Annotated in this window: 23 protein-coding genes; 11 read left to right on the forward strand and 12 right to left on the reverse strand. The window is 48.9% G+C overall.

Annotated elements, in window-relative coordinates:
* Nucleotides 1–34 precede the first annotated feature (34 nt).
* The 4 genes from ACRJJO_RS04875 to ACRJJO_RS04890 are packed head-to-tail and all read left to right on the forward strand — an operon-like array spanning nucleotide 35 to nucleotide 4452.
* Complete coding sequence (locus ACRJJO_RS04875; protein ID WP_431064778.1) at nucleotides 35–640, forward strand: recombinase family protein; 606 nt, start codon at nucleotides 35–37, stop codon at nucleotides 638–640.
* A complete protein-coding gene (locus tag ACRJJO_RS04880) occupies nucleotides 630–932 on the forward strand; it encodes a DUF4158 domain-containing protein (protein ID WP_431064779.1) in 303 nt (100 codons plus the stop codon). Before ACRJJO_RS04875 ends, ACRJJO_RS04880 begins: the two co-directional genes overlap by 11 nt.
* On the forward strand, nucleotides 933–3503 hold the full coding sequence (locus tag ACRJJO_RS04885) for a Tn3 family transposase (protein ID WP_431064780.1): 2571 nt from the start codon (nucleotides 933–935) through the stop codon (nucleotides 3501–3503).
* Between the two features lie 46 nt (nucleotides 3504–3549).
* On the forward strand, nucleotides 3550–4452 hold the full coding sequence (locus tag ACRJJO_RS04890) for an ATP-dependent DNA helicase (protein ID WP_431064835.1): 903 nt from the start codon (nucleotides 3550–3552) through the stop codon (nucleotides 4450–4452).
* Between the two features lie 309 nt (nucleotides 4453–4761).
* On the opposite strand, the gene ACRJJO_RS04895 is transcribed toward ACRJJO_RS04890, so the two are convergent.
* The 5 genes from ACRJJO_RS04895 to ACRJJO_RS04915 all read right to left on the reverse strand — a co-directional run bounded on the left by ACRJJO_RS04895 (nucleotide 4762) and on the right by ACRJJO_RS04915 (nucleotide 9239).
* The gene (locus tag ACRJJO_RS04895; RefSeq protein WP_431064781.1) at nucleotides 4762–5208 is read right to left on the reverse strand and encodes a hypothetical protein; all 447 of its coding nucleotides are present in this window, start codon (nucleotides 5206–5208) and stop codon (nucleotides 4762–4764) included.
* A gap of 414 nt (nucleotides 5209–5622) precedes the next feature.
* Entirely contained in the window at nucleotides 5623–6018 is a 396-nt protein-coding gene (locus ACRJJO_RS04900; protein WP_431064782.1) for a thiol-disulfide oxidoreductase DCC family protein, read from the reverse strand.
* 89 nt (nucleotides 6019–6107) lie between these two features.
* The gene (locus ACRJJO_RS04905; protein ID WP_431064783.1) at nucleotides 6108–7361 is read right to left on the reverse strand and encodes a DNA/RNA non-specific endonuclease; all 1254 of its coding nucleotides are present in this window, start codon (nucleotides 7359–7361) and stop codon (nucleotides 6108–6110) included.
* Between the two features lie 154 nt (nucleotides 7362–7515).
* Nucleotides 7516–8805 (reverse strand): Y-family DNA polymerase, encoded by a 1290-nt coding sequence (locus ACRJJO_RS04910; protein WP_431064784.1) that lies wholly within the window; start codon nucleotides 8803–8805, stop codon nucleotides 7516–7518.
* The gene (locus ACRJJO_RS04915; protein WP_431064785.1) at nucleotides 8805–9239 is read right to left on the reverse strand and encodes a LexA family protein; all 435 of its coding nucleotides are present in this window, start codon (nucleotides 9237–9239) and stop codon (nucleotides 8805–8807) included. The genes ACRJJO_RS04910 and ACRJJO_RS04915 overlap by 1 nt, the downstream gene beginning before the upstream one ends.
* 115 nt (nucleotides 9240–9354) lie before the next feature.
* On the opposite strand from ACRJJO_RS04915, the gene lexA reads away from it, so the two are divergent.
* From lexA to ACRJJO_RS04930, 3 genes are all read left to right on the forward strand, one after another.
* Nucleotides 9355–9981, forward strand: coding sequence for a transcriptional repressor LexA (lexA, locus tag ACRJJO_RS04920; RefSeq protein ID WP_431064786.1), 627 nt, complete (start codon nucleotides 9355–9357; stop codon nucleotides 9979–9981).
* Between the two features lie 29 nt (nucleotides 9982–10010).
* Nucleotides 10011–10154, forward strand: a complete 144-nt coding sequence (locus tag ACRJJO_RS04925) for a hypothetical protein (RefSeq protein WP_431064787.1) — start codon at nucleotides 10011–10013, stop codon at nucleotides 10152–10154.
* Between the two features lie 277 nt (nucleotides 10155–10431).
* Nucleotides 10432–11310: an ImmA/IrrE family metallo-endopeptidase gene (locus ACRJJO_RS04930; RefSeq protein ID WP_431064788.1), complete on the forward strand. Its 879-nt coding sequence runs from the start codon at nucleotides 10432–10434 to the stop codon at nucleotides 11308–11310.
* 239 nt (nucleotides 11311–11549) lie between these two features.
* Here ACRJJO_RS04930 and ACRJJO_RS04935 read toward each other — a convergent pair whose 3' ends face one another.
* The 7 genes from ACRJJO_RS04935 to ACRJJO_RS04965 all read right to left on the reverse strand — a co-directional run bounded on the left by ACRJJO_RS04935 (nucleotide 11550) and on the right by ACRJJO_RS04965 (nucleotide 18210).
* The gene (locus ACRJJO_RS04935) at nucleotides 11550–11855 is read right to left on the reverse strand and encodes a hypothetical protein (protein WP_431064789.1); all 306 of its coding nucleotides are present in this window, start codon (nucleotides 11853–11855) and stop codon (nucleotides 11550–11552) included.
* Between the two features lie 58 nt (nucleotides 11856–11913).
* Nucleotides 11914–12156, reverse strand: coding sequence for a hypothetical protein (locus ACRJJO_RS04940; RefSeq protein ID WP_431064790.1), 243 nt, complete (start codon nucleotides 12154–12156; stop codon nucleotides 11914–11916).
* Nucleotides 12157–12270: 114 nt separating this feature from the next.
* The gene (locus tag ACRJJO_RS04945) at nucleotides 12271–13122 is read right to left on the reverse strand and encodes a hypothetical protein (protein WP_431064791.1); all 852 of its coding nucleotides are present in this window, start codon (nucleotides 13120–13122) and stop codon (nucleotides 12271–12273) included.
* The gene (locus ACRJJO_RS04950) at nucleotides 13119–13514 is read right to left on the reverse strand and encodes an XRE family transcriptional regulator (protein ID WP_431064792.1); all 396 of its coding nucleotides are present in this window, start codon (nucleotides 13512–13514) and stop codon (nucleotides 13119–13121) included. The genes ACRJJO_RS04945 and ACRJJO_RS04950 overlap by 4 nt, the downstream gene beginning before the upstream one ends.
* Nucleotides 13515–13548: 34 nt before the next feature.
* Nucleotides 13549–13839 (reverse strand): hypothetical protein, encoded by a 291-nt coding sequence (locus ACRJJO_RS04955; RefSeq protein ID WP_431064793.1) that lies wholly within the window; start codon nucleotides 13837–13839, stop codon nucleotides 13549–13551.
* 17 nt (nucleotides 13840–13856) lie between these two features.
* A complete protein-coding gene (locus ACRJJO_RS04960; RefSeq protein ID WP_431064794.1) occupies nucleotides 13857–14780 on the reverse strand; it encodes a hypothetical protein in 924 nt (307 codons plus the stop codon).
* Nucleotides 14781–15222: 442 nt separating this feature from the next.
* A complete protein-coding gene (locus ACRJJO_RS04965) occupies nucleotides 15223–18210 on the reverse strand; it encodes a Tn3 family transposase (protein ID WP_431064795.1) in 2988 nt (995 codons plus the stop codon).
* 164 nt (nucleotides 18211–18374) lie between these two features.
* Here ACRJJO_RS04965 and ACRJJO_RS04970 point away from each other — a divergent pair, with 164 nt between their 5' ends.
* From ACRJJO_RS04970 to ACRJJO_RS04985, 4 genes are all read left to right on the forward strand, one after another.
* A complete protein-coding gene (locus ACRJJO_RS04970; protein ID WP_341328782.1) occupies nucleotides 18375–18983 on the forward strand; it encodes a recombinase family protein in 609 nt (202 codons plus the stop codon).
* Nucleotides 18984–19374: 391 nt separating this feature from the next.
* Nucleotides 19375–19731 (forward strand): hypothetical protein, encoded by a 357-nt coding sequence (locus ACRJJO_RS04975; protein WP_341328783.1) that lies wholly within the window; start codon nucleotides 19375–19377, stop codon nucleotides 19729–19731.
* A gap of 395 nt (nucleotides 19732–20126) precedes the next feature.
* Nucleotides 20127–21557: a TolC family protein gene (locus ACRJJO_RS04980; protein ID WP_341328784.1), complete on the forward strand. Its 1431-nt coding sequence runs from the start codon at nucleotides 20127–20129 to the stop codon at nucleotides 21555–21557.
* Nucleotides 21554–22765 carry an efflux RND transporter periplasmic adaptor subunit gene (locus tag ACRJJO_RS04985; protein WP_341328785.1) on the forward strand — a complete coding sequence of 404 codons (1212 nt, stop codon included), beginning with the start codon at nucleotides 21554–21556 and terminating at the stop codon, nucleotides 22763–22765. The genes ACRJJO_RS04980 and ACRJJO_RS04985 overlap by 4 nt, the downstream gene beginning before the upstream one ends.
* Nucleotides 22766–22794 lie beyond the last annotated feature (29 nt).

Raw genomic sequence — 22794 nt, forward strand, 5'->3', positions numbered from 1 at the left:
GATACGGAAACATCAAAGCTAGGGTTTTCCGTCTATGTTAGTGGGTTATATGCGGGTGTCTTCTGAATCCGATCGGCAAAGCACCGATTTGCAACGCGATGCTTTGCTGGCTGCCGGTGTCGATGTCCGACATCTTTTTGAAGACCGAGCGTCAGGGGCCAAAGATGACCGTGCCGGATTGACCAAAGCGCTGGACTTTGTCCGACCGGGCGATGTGCTGGTCGTGTGGAAATTGGATCGGTTGGGTCGGTCGTTATCTCATCTGCTTTCCATCATCAATACGCTCAAAGAGAAACAAGTCGCTTTCCGTTCACTGACTGAAGGGATGGACACCACTACGCCTTCCGGTGAATTATTGTTTCATGTGTTTGGTGCCTTGGCTCAGTACGAACGGGCTTTGATTCAAGAACGCGTAGTGGCCGGTCTTGAAGCGGCCAAAAAACGCGGTCGGGTTGGTGGTCGTCCACCGGCGATTACTGGGGAAAAACTCGATGCTATTCTTGAAGCCTTAAACAACGGCATGTCGAAAGCTGCCGTCTGTCGTAATTTTGAGGTCAAACGAACCACGCTGATTGACACCTTGGCTCGCATCGGCTGGCCTGATTCAAATCTGACTCCATACCGGCGTAATGGACAATAGCAGCGAGAAAGATCAGTGGATATTGACACCCGCCGAACGTTCTCTGGTCATGTCCAAGAACCGAGCAAACCGGTTAGGCTTTGCTATTCTGCTGACTTTCTTCCGCGAACGCGGTAGGTTCCCGCGCGATGAATCCGAAATCGAAACACAAGGTATAGCTTTATTAAGCCAGCAGTTGGAGGTACCGATTCCAATAGATGGCGAGGTTATCCTGACGGGTCGTACTGCCGAACGACTACGCGATCATGTGGCCGGCGAAGTGGCTGGCGATATCGAATCCATGATGGCTTGATTGGAAGCACACTGCCGCGAGCTTTCCATTGAACCGCCTACGCCTGATCGAATGGAACGTATTGCACGTAGCGCATTACGTGCTCACGAGGACCGTTTCCATCATACTGTCTATGAGCGTCTTTCGCCCAAACAGCGCGAAAACTTAGACGCCTTGTTGCGACCGGAGAAGGGCGACGGCGAGAATAACGACCAAGAAGGTGTTACTAGCAGTGCGCCGGCGCTCTTATTGAAGCTGCTAGGCAATCCTGGTCGCCCAAACCTTGCCAGCATGCAAGACGAATTAGCTAAATTAGAAATCATCCGGAAAATCGGTTTGCCGGCCGATTTATTCGATAAGGTTTCACCGCTCGATTTGGAACGTTGCCGTAAACGCGTTTCCGTCGAAGTGCCCCGCGATTTACGCAGACATCCCGATGCTGTACGTATTACTTGGCTGGCAGCATTCGTTTATTTGCGTGCCCGCAGTTTGACCGATGATCTTGTGGATTTGCTGATTGAAACCATTCATAAGATCGGCGCACGGGCAGAGCGTAAAGTCGAGCGGGAATTGTTGGAAGACCTTAAGCGCGTTTCCGGCAAACAAAACCTATTGTTCGAACTGGCAGATGCTACGCTTGCCCAACCCGATGGGGTGGTGCGCGATGTAGTATTTCCTGTAGTCGGCGAACAAACCCTACGTGATTTGGTTAAAGAATGGAAAGCCACTGGCCCGACCTACCGGATTACGCTACGCACCGTGATTCGTAATTCGTATAAGGGCCACTATCGCCGCATGGTGCCTACTTTGCTTGGCGCCCTGGAATTTCGGAGCAACAATGACCTTCACCGTCCGGTGATGGATGCGCTTGAATTGGTAAAACGTTTTACAGACTCCAAAGTACATACCTTTCCGGCCGATGAAAATGTACCGCTTGATGGCGTAGTGCGTGGATTATGGCGTGAGGCTGTGATGGAAAAGGACGCCGCCGACCGGGATCGCGTCAATCGCATCACTTATGAAATTGCTGTGCTTGAAGCGTTACGCGAACGGCTGCGCTGCAAGGAAATTTGGGTGGTCGGTGCAAACCGTTACCGCAATCCCGATGAAGACCTGCCTACCGATTTTAATGAGAACCGTGAGGATCACTATCAAGCGTTAAATCTGCCGCTCGATGCGGAGCAGTTCATCACCACTTTACAGGCCGAAATGCGCGAAGCATTAAACGCCTTCGACATTAGCCTGAAAAAGAATCCTTACGTTCGACTAAGCGACAAAAATAACGGCTGGATCATCTTAACACCGTTGGACGCCCAGCCCGAACCGCCCAATTTGGCAACGCTCAAAGCCGAACTTAATGCGCTGTGGCCGATGACCAGTTTGCTCGATGTCGTAAAGGAAACCGATCTGCGGCTAAGTTTTACAGACGTATTGAAAAGTCCAACCTCCTATGAAACGATGGATCGGTCAGTGTTGCAGCCACGATTATTACTTTGCCTGCACGGTCTTGGCACCAATGCGGGCTTACAGCGCATGGCCGGGCTTGATTCCGGCACAACGGCAAGAGACTTGGCTTATGTTCGTCGCCGTTATATTGGCGTTGACGCTATGCGCCGCGCGATCGCTATTGTCGCCGATGGTACGTTACATGCGCGTAATCCGGCAATATGGGGTGACGGTACTACGGCTTGTGCATCCGACTCCAAGCATTTCGGCGCATGGGATCAGAATCTAACCACACAATGGCATGTTCGTTATGGTGGCCGCGGCATCATGATTTACTGGCATGTCGAACGCAATTCACTGTGTATCCATTCGCAACTTAAATCGCCATCCTCTTCGGAAGTGGCGTCAATGATCGAAGGCGTTATCCATCATTGCACCGAGATGGAAGTTGACCGCCAATATGTCGATTCTCACGGCCAAAGCACGGTTGCGTTTGCCTTTTGCCGCTTATTAGGGTTTCAGTTACTACCCAGACTAAAAGCTATTCACTCGCAGAAGTTAAATCGGCCGGATGTTGGCATGGCTGATGCGTATCCTAATTTACAACAGATTTTAACAAAACCGATTGATTGGGATTGCGTGCGGCAGCAATATGATCAAATGGTTAAATACACGACCGCTCTTCGTCTTCGAACAGCGGAAACAGAAGCTATCTTACGGCGATTTACTCGAAAGAACGTCCAGCATCCCACTTACAAGGCATTCGCAGAATTAGGCAAGGCGATTAAGACTATTTTTCTATGCCGCTATCTGCACGATGAATCGTTGCGCCGGGAAATTCACGAAGGACTGAATGTGGTTGAGCAATGGAATGGCGCAACTGATTTTGTGTTCTTTGCTCGTCGTGGTGAAATGTCGAGCAATCGCCGGGAAGATCACGAGATTAGCATGCTTGCTTTGCATCTCATTCAAAACTGCATGATTTACATCAACACGTTAATGATTCAACAGGTGTTATCGCAGCCACACTGGCAAGACAAGATGACAATACGAGACTACGCCGCGTTAACTCCACTGATTTGGGGACATATCAATCCGTACGGGCGATTTGACCTTGATATGAATACCCGACTGGATTTGCCATAATCGAAATGGCGGCTAATGACACGACTGCTTGTGTTACCCCGTGTTGGTGATCGACGAGGCCTCGATGATGGACGTGTTGTTGATGAACCAATTGCTGAAGGCGGTGCCCGATCATGCCGCCGTGCTGGTCGTCGGCGACGTCGATCAATTGCCGTCGGTCGGGCCGGGGGCTGTGTTGGCCGACATCATCGAATCCGGGCAAATAACCACGGTGCGGCTGACCGAAATCTTCCGCCAGGCGGCCACTTCGGAAATCATCGTCAACGCCCACAAGATCAACCGGGGCGAGGTGCCGAAGCCGAATCAAAACCACGCCGAGTCGACCGACTTTTATTGTCTCCACGCCGACACGCCGGACGCCATTTTCACGAAACTGATGCACATCGTCACAAAGCGCATCCCGATCCGCTTCGGCGTCGATCCGATCGACGACATCCAGGTGCTGACGCCAATGAACCGGGGCGGCTTGGGGGCGAGGGCGTTGAACGTCGAATTGCAGGCACGGCTGAACGGCGACAGCGAACCGAAGATCGCCAAATACGGCACGACCTATGCGCCGGGCGACAAGGTGATCCAGAACATCAACAACTACGAAAAGGAAGTGTTCAATGGCGATATCGGCCGCATCGAGCGCATCGATACCGAGGAAAGCCTGCTGACCATCCGCTTCGACGAGCGCGAAGTCGAATACGAATTCAACGAACTGGATGAAATATCATTGGCCTACGCCACCAGCATCCATAAAAGCCAGGGCTCGGAATACCCGGTCGTGGTGATGCCGCTGGCGATGCAGCATTACACGCTGCTGGAGCGGAATCTGGTGTATACCGGCGTGACGCGCGGTAAACAGTTGGTCGTGCTGATCTGCGAGCCAAAGGCCTTGGGCATGGCGGTGCGGACGCAGAAGTCGGGGAGAAGGGTGACGAATTTGGTGGGGCGGTTGAGGTAGGAGGTTTGAGTGGTTGATTGCGTTTGGTGGAGTGTCGTTGCGGCGTACGTTGTTTACCGTATCCTAAGCGCTTCGACTGGGCGAGATTCCTTTGAGCGGACCAATTACTGGATGGTCTCCGCCGCTTGAATTTAGCCCTAAATCCACAAAAGAACTAAGTTTGTATCCTCAGGGATAAAGCGGCTAAGCAGTAATACCCGAAAAAAACAGGTAAGAAGGTACTACGAATAACCCTTAACTAGCTGGAAAAGGCTTTTGAACTGCCTATCCAGCTTAATTAAATCCAGATGCTATATCAGAAAAAAAGAATTATTGATTCCAATCTAGTTTATTACTTTTGCCTTGGCTGCTTAATTTGCGTTGACAGGTCAAGATGGCATCCCTCCAATCTGCGCCGCTAGCAATCCCTTTGTTAAAGCATTCAACGGTCTTCTCCGCGTCATTGGTGCCAGCGCACAAATTGATGATGTTTTTCCATTCCCATTGGCTGCCCTTACCCCAATTCACCCGTTCTGATCTTACTTTCGAGAAACATTTGCCTGGCTCAAGTGGCTTAGTAGTGCCTTTGCATAACTGCTTTATATTATCATCACGCCAATTCATGTTTTTTTCATCATTCCAGGGGATTTTTCCTTGAACTTCGTTGAAACATTGGTCTTCATGGTCAGCAGCGAAACCAATTTTGCTGATAAAAAAACTAAAAAACAAGAGACTTAACCAAGCAGCTATCATGCAGTTTGAGGTTGTTTTTTTCATTTGGAACGGACTCCTGTGGCAAGTTAATGATGCAGTATCAATGGTATACCTTGTTGATTTATAATGATTAAAAAATTATTTTGACGTTAAATTTTAATTAATCACACTGCAAAATCAACTTATCAGTTAAACGGTCGTTAGCAAGAAATTTCACGGCAGTGCTTATATTCGATTACAAAAGGCTAAGGTCGTCTTTTTGGAACGTTTCGAATTTCGTTCCACCATCGGTGCCAACTCCGGTAGAATTGCCTGGCTATAGTGGCTAAGCTCGGGAATTCGGTTTAACCAGTCATAGATAATTTCACCTATTATTGATACTTCATCCCATATTGAACGTCTTTCCGACTCGATCGAGGGCGTCACCTTCCACAGCGAAGCGGCCGTTACAATCCGATCAAGCTTAAAAAGCACCGTTTAAAACCGGCAGCGATCCTCGTCACAGGTTTTTTTGCCAAACCGCGACCCCAAGCGCAAGCGATGACGCGCGAACCCAGCGTAGAGCCGATCGAATAGTGGCCTCAACAATCGCCAGCGCATCGGAGCCGCGAGCCAGCCCAAACCGACGGCGCTATAAGCGGCGCAGAATACCTCGACGCCTTTTATCAACCGACCGTCCGGATAAAGCCCATGAATCTCGGCCATGAAGTCGTCAAAGGTCTTGCCGTAAACCTGCGGATCGAAATTTTCGTCCTGAATGTCCTGGAAAGCCAAGCGGCCCTTTTGGTTTTTCCGGCGCAGCCAGGCCACTTCCTTTTGGCAAATCGGGCAATGGCCGTCGTAGAAGAGCGTAAAATCAGGCGGGTTATTCATGAGGCTGTCTTTTCGCGAAGGCGTTGGCTTTTTTAGGGATAAGTTGACGATAGGCCGTATGATTGAATGTTATCCGGCCCTGTGCAGTTTTATTCCAGGGTATCACGCGGCGTCAGGAAAAGAACCGGTTTCCCGGTACGCACCATGTGTTTGAGGTAAGTCACTCTGTCGATCCGTGCGCCGTCAGAGTCGCAGAGCATGATAACATCCTGGTTATTCGAGAGTTGCAAAGGGCTCACGTCCTTAATGACTACAGATTCGCCGGGATTCATGATCCGGCGAGTGGGATCGGTGAGTACGCTATCGATCAATAATTTTTTGTTCGAATTGTCGGACAGCGTCCAGCCGCTGATATCGACTATCTCATTGCCCAAATTGATCAACGACACCCATTCGTGATGCGCATCCGGACCTTCCGGATCGACCATCGCGGCCGCAATGAAAATATCGACGATATCGTCATGGAGCGTTTGCCTGGCTTCGCCTTGGGCAATGATGTCTTCGGGCTTTGAGACTTCGATATGCTCCGGCACATGTACGACGTTTTCGCCGGGTTGTGTGTTGTCTTCCCGATAGTACAGCGGATTTGCATGGTAGATGCTGTCATCGAAGCGGAGCCCGGTCAATTGCTCGATTTCAGTAATCGTGACTTGATAATGCTCGTTGTTGTAGACCGTGCGTCCCCGTTTATCCCTGATCGCATCGGCATCCTGATACATCACGAACGCGCGGACATCCAATTTTTGCGTGTCTTTGTTGACGAAACACGCGACTTTAAAGAAGCCGGCGGGAACAAGCGCTAAACTGCGACCTGAAGGATGCACGCTGCGGTCGAAATCGCCGTAAAACGGCCCCGAGAAAGACGTGATTTTGTCGTTGCTGTCCAAATTTAAATCGTAAACCCATTCCTCAAGCGCCACCCATTCGTCTTGATTCAGGTTTTCGTGTTGCAGACAGCTATTTGAATAGAAAAACGTCTCGTCGGCCGCAAACTGCGCATCCCGCTTGGTGTTACCCCATGCGGCCGAAGTTCTTCGAGCCATATGGCCGCGGTCCCAAGGGTTGTTGGCGTAATAGGCGTTATCCAATTGATTGTCGGCACCGATACGTGGGTCGGTTCGCCAACGGTTACTTCGGCTGGTGCTTTTTAATTTATCTTGATCGATGTTTAGACAGACGATCACCGGTGAGCGCTTGTTAGCGCTTCTGTTCATCACCAATGAGTAAGTGGGGTAGTCGAATACTTTTCCGGCTTCGTGTACTTCGGGAGAAAGATCGATTGAAAATCTTGGAATGGGCAAGATAATGCCATTGCCCAGAAAATCTTGTTGATAGCCCGCCATGCTTGCCCCCTAAGATCAGTCAGCCATTATCAGAACGGTTATAGTGTAGACGACTCGGCGAACAGGATTCGGGTTTTGCTTAGTGTAGCTATTTTTTGTTTTGGCATGGTTGCAGAATTCGGAAAAAATCGTACGTTAAGCTTTTTTTCAACCCTCATTTCACCCCCACCAACTCCCGCCAATCGGTCGTATAACGCTGCGAAATCCGCTCCGCCTTCGGCTTCCAGCTCTTGTCAAAACCAGTTGCCGCGATTGAAACAGCGCTCGGAAAGCGCCGGTTGATCCGGTCAATGGCTTTCATTAAGTGTCGGTTTTCAGAAGATAGGCCGTCAACCGTCAAGTCGAATACATCCATTTGCCCTGGCGTGGTTTCCGGCTGAATATGACTCAGCTGGACGCCGCATTTCTGATAGTTATAGCCTGGCCTGTAGATCTCTTTGAGTATCCGGTTAGCGGTAGCAATGATGATCCGTGTGTCTTGCGTAGCCGCATTCAGCTTACTACTGGCCGCCCGTTGATATTGCGGCTCATCCGGATTGAATGGGCTGGTCCGGATAAAGATTGTAATGCAGCCGGTCACTGAGTCTTGATTCCGGAGTTTTTCGGCGGCCCGGCTGCAGAACTCGGCCATGGCTTGCGACAGCTCGGCGTATTCGGTTAAGCGGCGGCTAAAACTTCTGGAGCAGACAATTTGCTGTTTATCCGGGGCGATTTCTTCCAATGCCAGGCAAGGCGTGCCATTCAACTCCATCACGGTTCTAGCCACCACAACATTAAACTGGGCTTGAATGCGCTTGCTGGATTGGGACGCTAAATCCCAAACGGTATGAATGCCAAGCCGGTTCAGCTTGGCCGCCGTGCGCGGGCCTATGCCCCACACCTCGCCGACCGGCACAATGCGCATCAGCTTTTCCCGGCGCACCGGGTCGGACAGATCCAGAACACCGCCGGTTTGCGGCCATTTTTTGGCGGCGAAGTTCGCCAGTTTAGCGAGCGTTTTGGTCGGTCCTAGCCCCACGCAAACCGGAATGCCGGTGGCTCGAACAACCGTTTTTCTGATCAGCTGGCCGTAAGCAATCGGGTCTTTGCCGCAAGGATAAACGCCGGTTAAGTCCAGAAAGCCTTCATCAATGGAATACACCTCAAGATTGGGGGCGAACTGTTCCAAAGTGGCCATGACTCTCGCCGACATATCGGCATACAGCGCATAGTTTGATGAGAAAAGTTTGATTTGGTGCTGGTTGACCAGTTGCTGAATCTGGAACAGCGGCACACCCATTTTGATGCCCAATTTCTTGACTTCGGCACTGCGGGCGACGACGCAGCCGTCATTATTGCTGAGTACGGCAACCGGCTTGCCGATCAGGTCAGGCCTGAACACGCGTTCGCAGCTTACATAGAAGTTGTTGCAATCGACCAGGGCGATCAGCCGTTGCGGGGACATTACAGCGGGTGAATCACGTTGGTCACCACACCCCATATCACTATTTCCAGCTCTTCGAGAAGAATGATATCCCGGTAGGCCGGGTTTTCCGAACCTAACAGCCACTGGCCGCCCCGGCGCTTCAAGCGCTTGACGACCAGTTCGTCGTTCAGCGCGCAAATCACGACCCTGCCCGGCACCGGTTTCAGCGAACGGTCGACGACCAAAATATCGTTCGGATGAATACCGGCGCCGAGCATCGATTCGCCTTGCGCGCGGACGAAGAACGTCGCGGCGGGCTTTTGCACCAGCAGCTCGTTCAGGTCCAGGGTTTTCTCGATGTAATCGTCGGCCGGCGACGGGAAACCGGCCGAGACTTTGCCGGAAAACAGCGGCAAGGTCACAGTTTTGGGGTTTGAAGCAGCGGAATAAAAATTCGTTGGCATAATGAGCATAGCGGGTTGAGAGCGAGGCGAAGCCGAAAGGCGTTTTTATGTTCTCTTTATGTTCTCATTTTAGGCGCTTTTTGCTAAACTGCCAAACATCCCAAAAGCAAATGATGTTGACACAATGACTGAACTGACCCGCCGACAACGACAAATCTTCGAGTTTTTGCGCGATAACTACGAACGCTTTGCCTATCCGCCTACGCTCGACGAGCTTTGCGAATCCTTGGGCATGGCTTCGCGCGGATCGTTACACAAGCACATCAGCGCCTTGATCGACGCCGGACTGATCGAACCGTTCGCGGGCAGCAAACAAACCGGCATTCGTTTGACGGTCCAGGCGCAGCGGGATTATGCCGCGTGCGAACATGCCTTGCCCTATGTCGGCAAAATCGCCGCCGGCAAACCGATCGAAGCATTGGCCGATGTGCATTACCTGCCGGTCCCGGAGCTGCTGAAAAGCGACAAGCCGTGTTACGTCTTGCAGGTCAAAGGGGATTCGATGAAAGAGGCAGGCATTTTCGACGGGGATTGGGTGGTGATCGAGCAGCGCGATTACGCACGCAACGGAGAAATAGTCGTGGCGTTGATCGACAATCACGAAGCGACGTTGAAATATATCGAGCAATCGCCGGGCAAAGTGCTGTTGATACCGGCTAATTCAGCGATGACAACTCAAATTTATGCGCCCGAACAAGTTCAAATTCAGGGCATTTTGGTCGGACAAATGCGCAGTTACCGGGCGCATTAGCAACAAACCCTTAAACTAGGAGAGTCGCCATGCAACGAAAAATTCACATGCAGGATCAGGTCAGGAATCGGGTAGCCGAGATTATGGACGATGGTCGATCGGTTTGCCTGACCGCTTTGGGCATGAAGGTGTTGGTGATCGCCGGGATTTTGTTGGTCGGGGTGGTTTGGTGAGGCAGTCTTTAGATGGTTGCGCCCAAGGTTGCACGGGCAACATCAAAATTACGCAACATATTGCTCAGGAAAATCGCCTAATCCCAGCAATATCAAGGCTTACAAGCTTGGATTTGAAAAAGTTGCGCTAATTTTCCGAGTCCATCTATGGACTGAAAAAAATACCCGCGTTTACTTGGAAATTTACGTCGTGGGGACGATGCAACAATGATTTTGACGGTAAACTAAGCGTTGTGTTCATGCCCGAAATGAAGGCGTCGATTAAGGAAAAATAACAATGCCCACCCAGAACTATGACTCAATGGCGCCGCATGCCCGTTCGCTGCTTTCCGAATTACTCGAAGATTCCAAGCTTTATAAAAGCGGCCAAGACTATCAGGAAATGCTCGATTTTGTCGTGCGCCTACGCAACTTCGCACCCTTCAATGCCTTTATCCTGCACATCCAAAAACCAGGCCTGCGCTTTGCCGCGTCACGAAGGGATTGGCTCAATCGGTTCAGGCGCACGGTCAGGCCGGGCGCCAGGCCGCTGCTGATTTTATGGCCCTTTGCGCCGCTGGTCCTGGTTTATGACGTCGAAGATACCGAAGGCGATCCATTGCCCCATGATGTGGCCGAAGCTTTCAGGGCTATCGGGGCTATGACGGACCATAGAATCGCACGGTTTTTGGAATTGCTCGGCCGGCAGGGCATAGAAACCCAGCAAATCGAATTTGGCGATGGCCTGGCGGGTAACATCGGTAAACTGGGCAATACGATGGAAGTCATCAAGCGCATCCCCAAAACCAAAGAAAAAAAGGATACCAAGGAAAAGCCGCACTACCGCATTCGTTTGAACAAAGCCCACGATCCAAATATCCGTTTCGCCACGTTGATTCATGAGCTGGCACATTTGTACCTGGGGCATTTGGGCGAAGACGACTATTTGAAGATACCGGATCGTAGTGGCTTGACGCACGACCACAAAGAATTGGAGGCGGAATCCGTTTGTTACATGATCTGCCGCCGTAACGGGGTAAAACCCGATTCGGACCGTTACCTGGCGGATTATGTCCGGCAAGAAATGACGGTCGATCATTTTGATTTATACGCCTTGCTGAAGACCGCCGGCCAAATCGAGACAGTGCTTGAGCTTACGGCGCATAATTATTTTTAGCGAGTCGAAGAGGCTGGCGTGCAAGCGCTTTGGGAATGAAGGTGTTGGCGATTGCCGGGATTTTGTTGGTGGGGGTGGTTTGGTGAGTTTCATGCTGTATCCGATGTTCACCGGGTTTTTTAAAGTGACCCGCAAAGGTTAGATCAAAAATGATGGGCGACCTAAATCGCCCATTGAACTCGTTATTACGGTGTAGCGATATAACTAAAAACTTAACAAATTAGCATGTCATCAAGAGTTTATTCGTCCTCGATATCCACAATAAACGGCTCATCACTGGCCTCTAAGTATCCCATAAATCCGAATTTAATCGCCTCAGCCGCGGATTTGAATACCAAGCACAGGACATAAGCGGCTTGATAAATATCAATCGCCAGATTGTAAATCAAAGGCCATAAAACCAGTGAGACAATCTCATAAGGTAGAAAAAGAATGCCGCATTGCAATCCCACCAGCACCGATCGCCAAGAGCGTTCTGGCTGCTCTAAGACTTTCACATGTTGAGTTGACTTGAGAAATGTTCTGCCGAGCGATTTATCATTCATAGTTGACCCTCATTTAAGATAGAGACTTTCAAAAATTGAATCCAGGGCAACAAGTTTGTTACATGACAACCTGGATTGATTCCAGCTTCACCAAACTGGGGGCAATTTTAGAATCAGGATTTCCCATCCTGACTTTGTAGCCTCTCTGAAGATAGGCATATACGTCTTCAAGCGAAGAAACGTAAATCTGATCAGACTGGAATCGTGTTTTACTCACGACAAACCGGCCATTTTTTTGTTTAACCGGGACCAGAACAGAGCCTTGCTGCTTTCCACGACGTACGGTGTAAAGTAGTTTCATATGCCTCGCCTCTCAAAAATTAAAAAATTGATAACAGGACTCCTTTGTTCCTGTTAAGGCAAAGTGTAAATTTGTGGCTGTCTTTTGTCAAGGACAATATGATTCCTTTATTCATTATTTATCTTGTTTAAGGGCAATTGCGACCTTTACTTTTTGTACCAGCTTTTCGCGTGCCTGATCGATTACCAATGGATTAGTACGCGATGACAAGGCATCTTTACTTTTTTTCATTAGAAAATATTTAATACGTTCGGCGTTCGCGCCGGATGGATGCGGCAGACCGTCCAAAATTTGATCGCTTTTCAGTGTGCCTTTTTTGTTTAACGCCCATAATGAGTCACTTACTTTCGGGCCGAGTGGCACAAAAAGCGCATCAGACAACATTTGACATTCCTTGGCAAACCAAGACTCTAATTGATGGTTCAGAAATGGTGTGCTGGTGATCGCAGGGGTACCGCTATAGTTTTCACCATTTTTCATGACCGGATACCTAAGCGCCGAAGTAAAATGCACCAAATGCGTTTGATCTTCAAACAAGGCTTTGGTAGATGGGATATCAAGCAATAGCGGTATGCCGATAAAATCCAGCATATCAGTCAAGTTGGTACGCATAGGCCCGCTGAAACTAGCGAATTTTTTAGATTCAGCTTTGGCTTGCTCGCTAGAACCGCCGGCCATTAAGACTTGATGAGCCTTTCTTAAAGCATTTGTAGCTTGCTGATAACCGGGCGTGATGCCGACAATCACGACCTTAGCCTGCAGGTTAATGTAGTCGAAAGGCGCATACCAGACCGAAAATGCCCCTTCTTTTTCGATCAACAAGTCTTCTGGAAAATAGCCATTCTCTAAGTTATTTGGGTTCAGACTTGAAATGGTGGGTTGGTACTGATTAAACAGGCATGGGGTGGATGGCATATCAATTCCTAAATTAAATAAGATGGGTGGTTTTGGCTCGAACTTGCTCAATTTTCCAAGGCGGCCCGAATTTTATTTCGATAATGGTTGGTGTTATTGACCAGTTGACCATCAGGGATAACTTCCCTCAAAAGCCTGATAATCCTTCTTTCAGCATCGGATATCGGATCTCCGAAAATTTCGACGATCACGGCATACTCTTTCGGTCTATAGCTTTTCATCACTAACTCGAAAAACTCGACACGATCAATATCCAATACCCTGGCCAATGCCGGTATCCTTTCAACAGGAACTTTAGTTAAACCCTGTTTGAGCATGGTGATGATGTTTGGTGAGTTGAAACCAGCCATATCGGCAATTTCCTTCTGTGAATATGTACTTTGGTTGATCACCTTTTCTAAAAAATCCGCTACTTCTAATTTGGCCTTTGATTTTTCGCGCATATTTTTTCTTTGCCTAGTCTGTCGGTGTAAAGATTTACAAGTGGGTTTTTGTTTTAGGGCTCCCCTTCAAATAGCCTGCCGTAATAATTAGGCTCTCCTCCTCTTGGTTGCTTTTGATCAGGTAGGCTTCCCTCAATTTATCGAACTCCTTTAGTGTCCGTTCCAGCTGATTCCTTGCTCTTTCGAAGTTCTTGGTCTTGAAATAAACCAGCTCAGTGCCGCCGTGTTGGTGTTCGATCGCTCCATGCTCAAGCAACAGGTCTAATACGAGCTTCGGAATACAGCGTTGTTGAATTCTCGTTTCTGCGTGTTTGGTTAAAATCATGACGAACACCTTCTGGATCAGTTGAACAATTGTTTGGCTTGGTACTCGGCGACTGCCGAAGCCAAAATTCGGCTACCTTCGATTACAAAAGTATTGAGATTCTCGGATTTATAAAACTTGCCCAGCTCCAACAATGTATTGGGCGACAAAATGCTTAACTTCTCGGAGACGTCTAAATTTTCCAAGTCGGTGTATGCCTGGGTGAGTGATTCATTCCAACCCAGTTGTTTTGCCAAGTCGGCAATCTCCAGCTTCGCCAACATCCTCAAGACATAACAATGATGCCTAAACTGGCCTAACGTCTCGTATGTGTTGTAGGGAGGTTCTTCGTGATATAAAAATGGTCCAGTGAATCCTTTTTTGGTCAATAGCCACCGATAGGCTTCAGCAGCCTCCACGACCGTCTTGTCATCTTGGCGACCGGCCGTAATCAAGCGGTCATGCCCCTTTGAGCTAACGGCATTCCTAACAGTTTTTATCCCAACCCCTGCTAGCAAGGCGATTTCGTCCAGTGTTAAAGTATCGCCTTCAAGAATCTTCCATCTTGCGTAGGCTGCCTCTGTAACTGTTAGTAAAGTGTCTAAAATAGGATCGTCATCGCCACCTAACATAGAAACACCATTATCTTTAAATGAAACAATAGGGCGTGAACAAAACATTTGACGAAACGATCCGAATTCAGTCATCAAATCAAGCAAATTCCATCCTAAATTATCTTCAATACCTGTTTGGGCGAATTCAAAAATTTGCTCAATTTTTTCTACGAAAACTGAATTTTCTAGGTCACTCTTTTCAATATACGATTCGAGTGCTTCCGTCGAGCCGTTGTAGTCAATATCGCCGACCTCATAGCTTTCTTCATCGATTTTCAGCAATCTGGCGCCGGCTTTTTCATCAAAGAAACAATCGGTCCACATTGCCAAAATGCCCAAAAACTCCATCGCGGCTTTTTTAGCGTCTTCTTTTGTGATTTTTGACAAAGCTATCATAGTACCCTCAAATTGTCTTAGGGACTCATTTGTTCCCGTTGAAAAACATTATAGATGATTATTTTTGCCAGTCAAGGGAATTAAGGAGTCATTTATTCATTTATTAGAAATAGGGTGCATAACTCTCCTATGGACTAAAAAGATTTACAGCTCAGCTTTATTTGCTTATATAAGAGTGGCTATAAGTGTTGACCGGCAAGGATGTAAAATGAAGAAACGGGAAAAATTTTCCTTAGTACTTCATTAGGCGGTACGGGCGGGAATTAAATGGTAACGCATAGGAGGACAGCAGATGGCCTCTCAAAAAAGGTCATTTTTCGGTGTTCAGGAAAGTACCATTATATTTGGGGGACCGTAAGGATTCCTTCGTAAATGAGTAACATCCCTGGCTTGGTTACATCTGGAACGTCACGCCGTAATCAATTGGCTCCAAATCCCGATCCCGAAGTTCGTATGTGCCAAAACGATTGGCGTGATGCGTCCGAAATGGACTAAACACAGCGGCCAACTCTGGCGTCAACTTCATTCCTTCGGTTTCCAACTCTTTGAATGCCTGCGTCATCGTATGACAGTTGTGGAAAATCATCAGATTGGCAATCAGGTGATTGTACTTGATTATCTTCAACTGATCCTCGCGCACATTTTCCTCGATGGTGTCCGATCCGAAATACGCCCACTGCGCAAAGTTGTTGAAACCTTCGCACTTGTTTTGCGCCGCTTGGATGACCTGGCGTAGCGCGTCGTCGCTGATATATTCCAGCAGGAAAATAGTGCGGACGACCCGGCCCAGCTCACGAAAGGCGAAATACAGTTTGTTTTTCCGGCTTGCAGTGCCGAGCTTGCGCAAGATGGTCGATGGTTGAATACGCCCGGCACGAATCGATTGCGCTACTTGCAGCATGTCCGGCAAATGACAGGCGATCAAATCCCAATCTATCGCATCCTTGGTAAACAGGTCATCAATGTGTTTATACACTTCGTCGGCGCTCGGACGGAACCATTTCAAATCTTTCCAGTTGCGAATACGTGGCATCAGCTTGATACCCAGCAAAAACGCCAAGCCATAAACCGGTGCGCTTTGCGCCTGGGTATCGCCATGTAAAGTATCGGGCTGAATATCCGACTTGTTCTTTGTCAGCCCATCCAGGATGTAAACGGCTTCCCAGACACCGCAGGGAATGAAATGCGAAAACAGCGCAATATATGTATCGCTGACATGGTAATAAGCAATGCCGCCATAGCCGCCATAACGGATATGCCGTTCCGACAGCAGATTATTTTCATACAGATTCCATTGCGTACCGTCTGCCGCTGCGCGTTTTGTATCGCCCCAATAGCGTGGCAGTTGAAATTGATTGTACGCATTAATCGTCGTGCAGATAGCGGCCTCCAGCTTTTCCGTCGTGACTTGGCGTTGATTGACGAATGACACTTGCCGAGCACTGACATCGGCAATGTTCTTGGCAATTTGTGTCGGCCCTAAACCTGTGCCATAGGCGAACACCGTCAGAATCTTACGCCGGTCTTCCTCCAGTAACTTACCTTTGTGACCACTCAACGGGCCAAAATGCTTGCCCCACCCAAGCCATTGCATGGTATCGGCAAGCACATCCAACAACGAAAGACCCATGCTATCGAGTTTTCTTCTTAACGCGTCATCCATCTCTTTGAAGCCTTGCGGAATCTCTTTTTTCTGTTGCCGGCCCAGCTTTGGCCTGCCATTTATGATCTTGAAATATGCATTTTCCTGATAAGTCTTGTCAGCCTGTTGTGCCGCCTCGGTCAGTAGGGTGCGAACATGCTCGATAAAGGCTGCGCTCTCGACTGGCAAGCCCACTTTCTCACCATAATCCGCGCGTGTACGTTCGCATTCGGCCATCGGCACCAGCTCGTTCCGGTGGTCAGAATATGCATCGCTGCCGATCACGCAAAGGTCGCCAGATTTCAGTTCCCTAACCATTTGCGAACAGACGCATGCTTCGAACTGGCGGCGATTGATTCGAGTCGGAACAGTATCGCGCTTGATTTCGCCAGTCACCAACTTCCACCATTTTTCGGAAATCCAGCCCAGATCGTCCGCCGTTAAGGCAATCTTGCCTTTGTCCTTGAGCGTTAGCCACTCGCTTTGCCGATGGCTGTTTTCCAGCATAAAAGCCAGAGACCGCTCAAAACTGGCATCCTGACTGGTGGATTCCAGCTTTAACTTACTCAAAATCCGTAGCATCGCCGCTCGCCGTGGCTTGAAGAACTGCCAGACAAAACGGAATTCGTTCTTCCCGCCGTATTCCGCATGCAAGCGCGAGAATTCGCACAAATCGGGGCGAGCCGTCACCGCCTGGCGAACGCCTTTCAATTGTTCGTCTGCCGATTGACTGGAATTCAGGAGTGTTTCCAGCATCGCAAACCGGCGCAAAATCTCATCGGTTTTTTCTTGATTGTCGGCCAGATATTTTTCAAGGGCTTCTTCGGCGCTATGCAACGCACGCTTCATCTGTCGGCAAAAGAGATTGCAGAGATCATCGGTCACAATCGCCAGCCGTTGCCTAATCAAGGATAAGGCAACGGCGTAGCGTTTAGCGGCCACCATATCCATCATACTGGCAGCATCGAGACTATTGCCTTCCAGCGCCCATTGTTTGATTTTGATGACCGGCATGATTTTTAATAGGTCTGCGTAGCAAGCCAGCTCAGTCAGCCGGTCATAGCGTTCGACCAACTCCCGCATGCCGTCTATCGTAGGCTTGGCGGCATCTTGCTTAATGTCGTTCCATAGACTCACGCGGCGCGGATCATCTCCCACCACGAAAAGGTTATCGAGAAAAGCCCGACCCTCATCCCCAAGTGCATCGTGAATTTGCCTGTGCAGCGCCTGGTTTGTTGCAATCCGCGAGACGCGAGCTTCGCGCAGCAAGGTGTCGAATGCCGGCAACTCGTAACGATGACGCACCAACGTTTCAATGCCGATATTGATAATATCGATGACATCTTCCTTGGTCAGTGCTGCTTCGGCAAAAGTTTGTCGCATCAGCTCTTTGCCATCGTCGCCGAAGGGTTTGACCGCCAAAAATTCACGCACCGCCGACAAGTGTTTGCGTCTGGCCTGCGAAACATCGTACTGCCGCAAATTCTCCCGGTCATAGGGTTCGCCCATGCTAGAGGCGACATGCTCGGCAATGGCATTCGGCACTTGCTCTGAAGTTACAAAATAACCCAGTCGTTGATAGGTTTTTAAAAGCAGAGCAAATCCCAAGCGCGTGGTGCTTGAGCGAGTGGCAGTATCGCAATAGGCCCGTTCGGCATCCGTCACTGTGTAGAAACGCTCCAATTCCGATTGGGCAAGTCGGCTTTTGAATCGGGGATAGGCGGTATCGCTGGGTTGCAAAGTTGAAAACCGGGAATGGATTTAGTACAAGAAAAACGTCCGTTTATCTGATAGATAGAATCATACAATAATTGGGGCGGAAAACCACAAGAAAACCCATTGAGAAAATCAAAGCAATATTGTATCTTTGCCTTTATCTTTTCTTGCACTATTTGTTGATCATTATGCTGGTGGGTTATATTCGGGTTTCCAAAAGTGATGGCAGCCAAACATTGAATCCCCAACGAGATGCCTTATTAGGTGCCGGTGTTGAAGAAAGCCGTATTTATGAAGACCTGGCTTCCGGTCGTAAAGATGACAGGCCGGGACTGAATGCTTGCCTTAAAGCCCTGCAACCGGGAAATACCTTAGTGATCTGGAAGTTGGATCGGCTTGGCCGTGATTTAAAACATTTGGTCACGGTCATTGACGAGCTCAGAAAGCGTAATGTGGGCCTAAAGGTGTTGGCCGGTGCCGGGGCTCAGATCGACACCACCACACCGAATGGACGCTTGTTTTTCGGGATATTTGCCGCGCTTGCCGAATTTGAGCGGGAACTCATCGCTGAACGCACCCGTGCCGGACTTGCTGCGGCCAGGGCACGGGGACGCAAAGGCGGTCGACCGCGCAAGATGGACCGGCCAACCTTGATGATGGCGATGTCGGCGTTGTCCGACCCTAAAGCCAATGCGTCCGATGTGGCCAAAAGACTTGGGATCACGACCACAACCCTTTATATGTATGTCAACGGCGATGGATCGTTAAAAGAGGCAGGTCAATCCATCATTGGATAAATTGATTTTTGACAAAAGCAGTCATTGAATTATAGAAAAATATTGTAGCTATCGATCCAAAATCGACTTCCACGATAGTTTTTTGACAGTTTGTTTTAGCTTAGATGGGGTCTGCTCACGAAACGGAAAAAATCGTACTCTAAGACTGATGTATCCCCAGAAAATATCGATATAAAACAAAATGTTCTGGGGATACATCAGACTCTAAGATGACTCATTAGTTGAAAGCAATATTGACTAACCCGCTTGCTACCAGACCGCTTTCACTGAATAATCTTACGAAGTAAAAATAATTCCAGGGGTCGAGCCAGGTTATCTCTCTTAAAAACGCAGACTATCCGAAGATTTGACTAAATAAAGATCGTTGCTCATTAACTAATTGTTGTGTATTATGCAGATTATGAAACGAGTGAGTATTTATTTTTTAGCATTTTTGACTTTTTGGATGTCCACCTGGATGGTGACCGATATCCATGATTGGTCGCTAGCTGATGCTGATCAACCTCATCCTGTTTTCTCTGTGCAGCACTCTCACCCTGACTCTGATATTCAAACAGCTACAACAGACGACAATCCGCGTTGTGGAGTTTGTAGTTACGACCATGGCGGACACATGGGACAAGCACTAGCTGCGCTCTCCTATGTAACAAAAAGCTTTCCTGCACAAAACTCACATCAATTCCCTCTTCAATCCGAAATCTGGTATTCCAGAAAGATATCGCCCAAACTCCGTCCTCCCATTGCCTGAGCGCTTTGGCGTTTGATGGATAACCTTTTTCAGGAGACACGAGCTGTAGCGATTGCTCATATGCAGCGCTATCAAGCTATTCCTGTCATAACGTGTTAGCAAAGCGTTCATTCCGGTCGATGTGCGGAACCCAAGCGAAGCGCATCGTTCACGGTTGATGGTCTCCTTGCCAAATCCTGCCGAGCGGATAGCGCCCGAATAGTAACGCCGCCTTGTCATAGGTGTCTTTTTAGGTTATTGATACATAAAGTAAAAATAACCCTATGCACGACAACGACAAAATGGGGTGAATTTCTGCCAAGCAACAAAGTTATCCAAACTATCTAACGCCTCCTCTCTTCCATATCGCAGATTTTTATCTGGGATGATCGATGTATTAAAGATTCGGAGGTTCAATGGACCCACACACAAGTAATCGTTGTTTTAAGCAATGCGTGCAAATATTGGCCGGTTTGGCATGCTGTTTAATGCTTTTTCAAACGCGTGCCGCCGCCATCCAGGACACTGGATTAGCTGCGGAAGTCAAACGACGGCCTAACCATCCGCTTGAATTGCGGAATCGCGGAAATTCAGCCGATGAACCGAGTCGACTCCCGGCTGATGCAAGTACGCTCCAAGAACCTGTCGGCGTTATGGTTCTGTCGCAAGCACTGGCGCTGGCGCTCACTCGCAACCCACAATTGGCGGCCTTTTCTAATGAAATTCGCGCACGAGAAGCGGCAACCTTGCAGGCCAGCCTGATTCCTAACCCGGTTTTGGGTGTTCAAGCATCCAATTTTGCCAACAATACCTTTTCAGGAGCCGATGCGGATGTGGTGACCTTGCAACTCAGTCAGCTTATTGAATTAGGGGGTAAAAGGGCTGCCCGGACTGAAGCGGCGGCCTTGAATAAGGAATTGGCGGACTGGGATTATGAAACCCAGCGGATTGCCGTTCTGACTCAGGTAACCAAAGATTTTATCGAGGTTTTGGCGGCGCAGCGCCGTTTACAACTAGCACAACAACTGATCGATCTGGCCGACCAAGTGGTTAAATCAGCCACAGCCAGGGTGCAAGCAGGTAGCGTGACGCCATTGGAAGAAACCAAGGCAAAAGTCATGCGTGCTTCAACCAAAATTGAATGGAACCGCGCACAAAGAGAGCTGCAAGCGAAACGTAAACGCCTGGCCGCCAGTTGGGGCAGTACCGAAGCGCGTTTTGATTCCGTCCAGGGGGAATTGACTTCCGTTCGACAACCCCCGTCCCTGCAACAATTGTTGCAACGTATAAAACTGAATCCGAATTTAGCGCGTTGGGCCACTGAAATCAGTCAACGGCAAGCTTTGGTTCGTGTAGAGGAATCTAAAGTGATTCCAAATATTACCGTGAGTTTAGGCACCAATAAGTATCTCGACGGCGACAACTACAACCTGAATGCCGGAATTTCCATGCCTTTACCCCTGTTTAATCGCAATCAGGGCAATGTTATGGCGGCCGAACGACAGCTGAATAAAGCAAAAGATGAACGCCGGCATGTTGAAGTTCAAATGACTACCGAGCTGAATACCGTTTATCAACAACTTCATGCCGCTTATGCCGAAATTGTCGCATTACAAGAAACCGTCATACCCGGCGCGGAAACGGCTTTTAAGGTCGCCGATCGTGGCTATCGGCTGGGCGAATTCGGTATTCTCGACGTATTGGATGCGCAACGAACATTATTTGGCGTAAAAATACAATATTTACAGTCACTTGCGGATTATCATCTGAATGTTGCCGACATTGAACGATTACTCGGTGGTTCACTGAATCCATCGACCGAAACGAGTAGCGAGTCATTACCATGAAACAAACGATTAAGCGAAACCTGCGGACACAGGTCAAATTGAAAACCCCTCTCTTACCAGCGGTGTTATGGCTATGTTTTTCATTTCAACCGGCTTCTTTTGCTGGCGATCATGAGCATGAAGGCCATGAGGAAACCGCATTAGAATTTTCGGCGGAAGAACTGCAAGAATTTGACATCAAGCTGGCTCAGGCGAAATCCGGAAAAATCAGCAAATCACTGGAATTGACCGGCGAAGTGATTGTCGCGCCGGAGCGTTTGTATCATGTCGTTCCCTGGGTATCCGGCGTGGTGCGCCAGGTTTATAAACATCTCGGTGAACAGGTAAAAAACGGCGATCTTTTGGCCATTTTGTCAAGCCGTGAACTTGCCGCCGCTAAAGCGCAGTACGTTACCGCTGACAGTTTATTACGATTGGCAAGCACCAATCTACAACGGGAAACAAAGCTGTATAAAGAAAATATCACCGCGAAACGAAATTATCTTAAAGCCAAACAAGAACAGGCGGAAATGTCGATCAAGCGGAAGGCGGCAAAACAACAACTGCTGGCGTTAGGCTTGTCTGAAACGTCAATCAGCGCTGTTTTACAGGATGTGAATAAAGATCTAACCCGCTATGAATTACGCGCGCCCGCGGACGGCGTCATCATCGACAAACATGCTGTTTACGGTGAATTGATTACAACCGATACCCGTAGTTTTACCATTGCCGATTTATCTGAAATTTGGGTCAATCTGACCGTCTATCAAAAGGATTTGGCTTTGATTCATTTGGGCCAACCGGTACGGGTCGGCAGTCGTTTTGGAGGGGCTGAAACAGAAGCGGCCGCAGTCGGCACCCTAAGCTGGATGAGTCCGACCCTTGATGAAAAAACCCGGAGCGCAACAGCCCGCGTGGTGTTGGAAAATGCGGACGGACGCTGGCGTCCGGGCATGTTTGTCAGCGGCAATGTCGTTATAGCAGAGCACGATGCCGCGCTGGTTATCCCTTTATCGGCCTTACAAACCCTGGAAGGAAAAACAGTGGTTTTTGTCCGGCATGAAGACGGGGATTTTGAACCCCAGCCGGTTCAGACCGGGCGTAGAGATTTTAAAAATGTGGAAATTCTCCAAGGTTTAAAGCCTGGCCAAACTTACGTCAGCCAGAATGCCTTTTCCTTGAAAGCACAGTTGCAAAAAGGAGAGTTTGGCGAAGGACATCATCATTGATTTCGAGTGTACAAACAAATGTAGGATGC

The sequence above is a fragment of the Methylotuvimicrobium sp. genome, from assembly GCF_050611805.1.
Lineage (GTDB): Bacteria > Pseudomonadota > Gammaproteobacteria > Methylococcales > Methylomonadaceae > Methylotuvimicrobium.

Bases quoted from the DNA above. Each gene is read 5' to 3' on its own strand.
- ACRJJO_RS04875 (WP_431064778.1), top strand. From the start codon at position 35: ATGTTAGTGGGTTATATGCGGGTGTCTTCTGAATCCGATCGGCAAAGC.
- ACRJJO_RS04880 (WP_431064779.1), top strand. From the start codon at position 630: ATGGACAATAGCAGCGAGAAAGATCAGTGGATATTGACACCCGCCGAA.
- ACRJJO_RS04895 (WP_431064781.1), bottom strand. From the start codon at position 5,208: ATGAAAAAAACAACCTCAAACTGCATGATAGCTGCTTGGTTAAGTCTC.
- ACRJJO_RS04900 (WP_431064782.1), bottom strand. From the start codon at position 6,018: ATGAATAACCCGCCTGATTTTACGCTCTTCTACGACGGCCATTGCCCG.
- ACRJJO_RS04905 (WP_431064783.1), bottom strand. From the start codon at position 7,361: ATGGCGGGCTATCAACAAGATTTTCTGGGCAATGGCATTATCTTGCCC.
- ACRJJO_RS04910 (WP_431064784.1), bottom strand. From the start codon at position 8,805: ATGTCCCCGCAACGGCTGATCGCCCTGGTCGATTGCAACAACTTCTAT.
- ACRJJO_RS04915 (WP_431064785.1), bottom strand. From the start codon at position 9,239: ATGCTCATTATGCCAACGAATTTTTATTCCGCTGCTTCAAACCCCAAA.
- lexA (WP_431064786.1), top strand. From the start codon at position 9,355: ATGACTGAACTGACCCGCCGACAACGACAAATCTTCGAGTTTTTGCGC.
- ACRJJO_RS04925 (WP_431064787.1), top strand. From the start codon at position 10,011: ATGCAACGAAAAATTCACATGCAGGATCAGGTCAGGAATCGGGTAGCC.
- ACRJJO_RS04930 (WP_431064788.1), top strand. From the start codon at position 10,432: ATGCCCACCCAGAACTATGACTCAATGGCGCCGCATGCCCGTTCGCTG.
- ACRJJO_RS04935 (WP_431064789.1), bottom strand. From the start codon at position 11,855: ATGAATGATAAATCGCTCGGCAGAACATTTCTCAAGTCAACTCAACAT.
- ACRJJO_RS04940 (WP_431064790.1), bottom strand. From the start codon at position 12,156: ATGAAACTACTTTACACCGTACGTCGTGGAAAGCAGCAAGGCTCTGTT.
- ACRJJO_RS04950 (WP_431064792.1), bottom strand. From the start codon at position 13,514: ATGCGCGAAAAATCAAAGGCCAAATTAGAAGTAGCGGATTTTTTAGAA.
- ACRJJO_RS04955 (WP_431064793.1), bottom strand. From the start codon at position 13,839: ATGATTTTAACCAAACACGCAGAAACGAGAATTCAACAACGCTGTATT.
- ACRJJO_RS04960 (WP_431064794.1), bottom strand. From the start codon at position 14,780: ATGGAGTTTTTGGGCATTTTGGCAATGTGGACCGATTGTTTCTTTGAT.
- ACRJJO_RS04970 (WP_341328782.1), top strand. From the start codon at position 18,375: ATGCTGGTGGGTTATATTCGGGTTTCCAAAAGTGATGGCAGCCAAACA.
- ACRJJO_RS04975 (WP_341328783.1), top strand. From the start codon at position 19,375: ATGCAGATTATGAAACGAGTGAGTATTTATTTTTTAGCATTTTTGACT.
- ACRJJO_RS04980 (WP_341328784.1), top strand. From the start codon at position 20,127: ATGGACCCACACACAAGTAATCGTTGTTTTAAGCAATGCGTGCAAATA.
- ACRJJO_RS04985 (WP_341328785.1), top strand. From the start codon at position 21,554: ATGAAACAAACGATTAAGCGAAACCTGCGGACACAGGTCAAATTGAAA.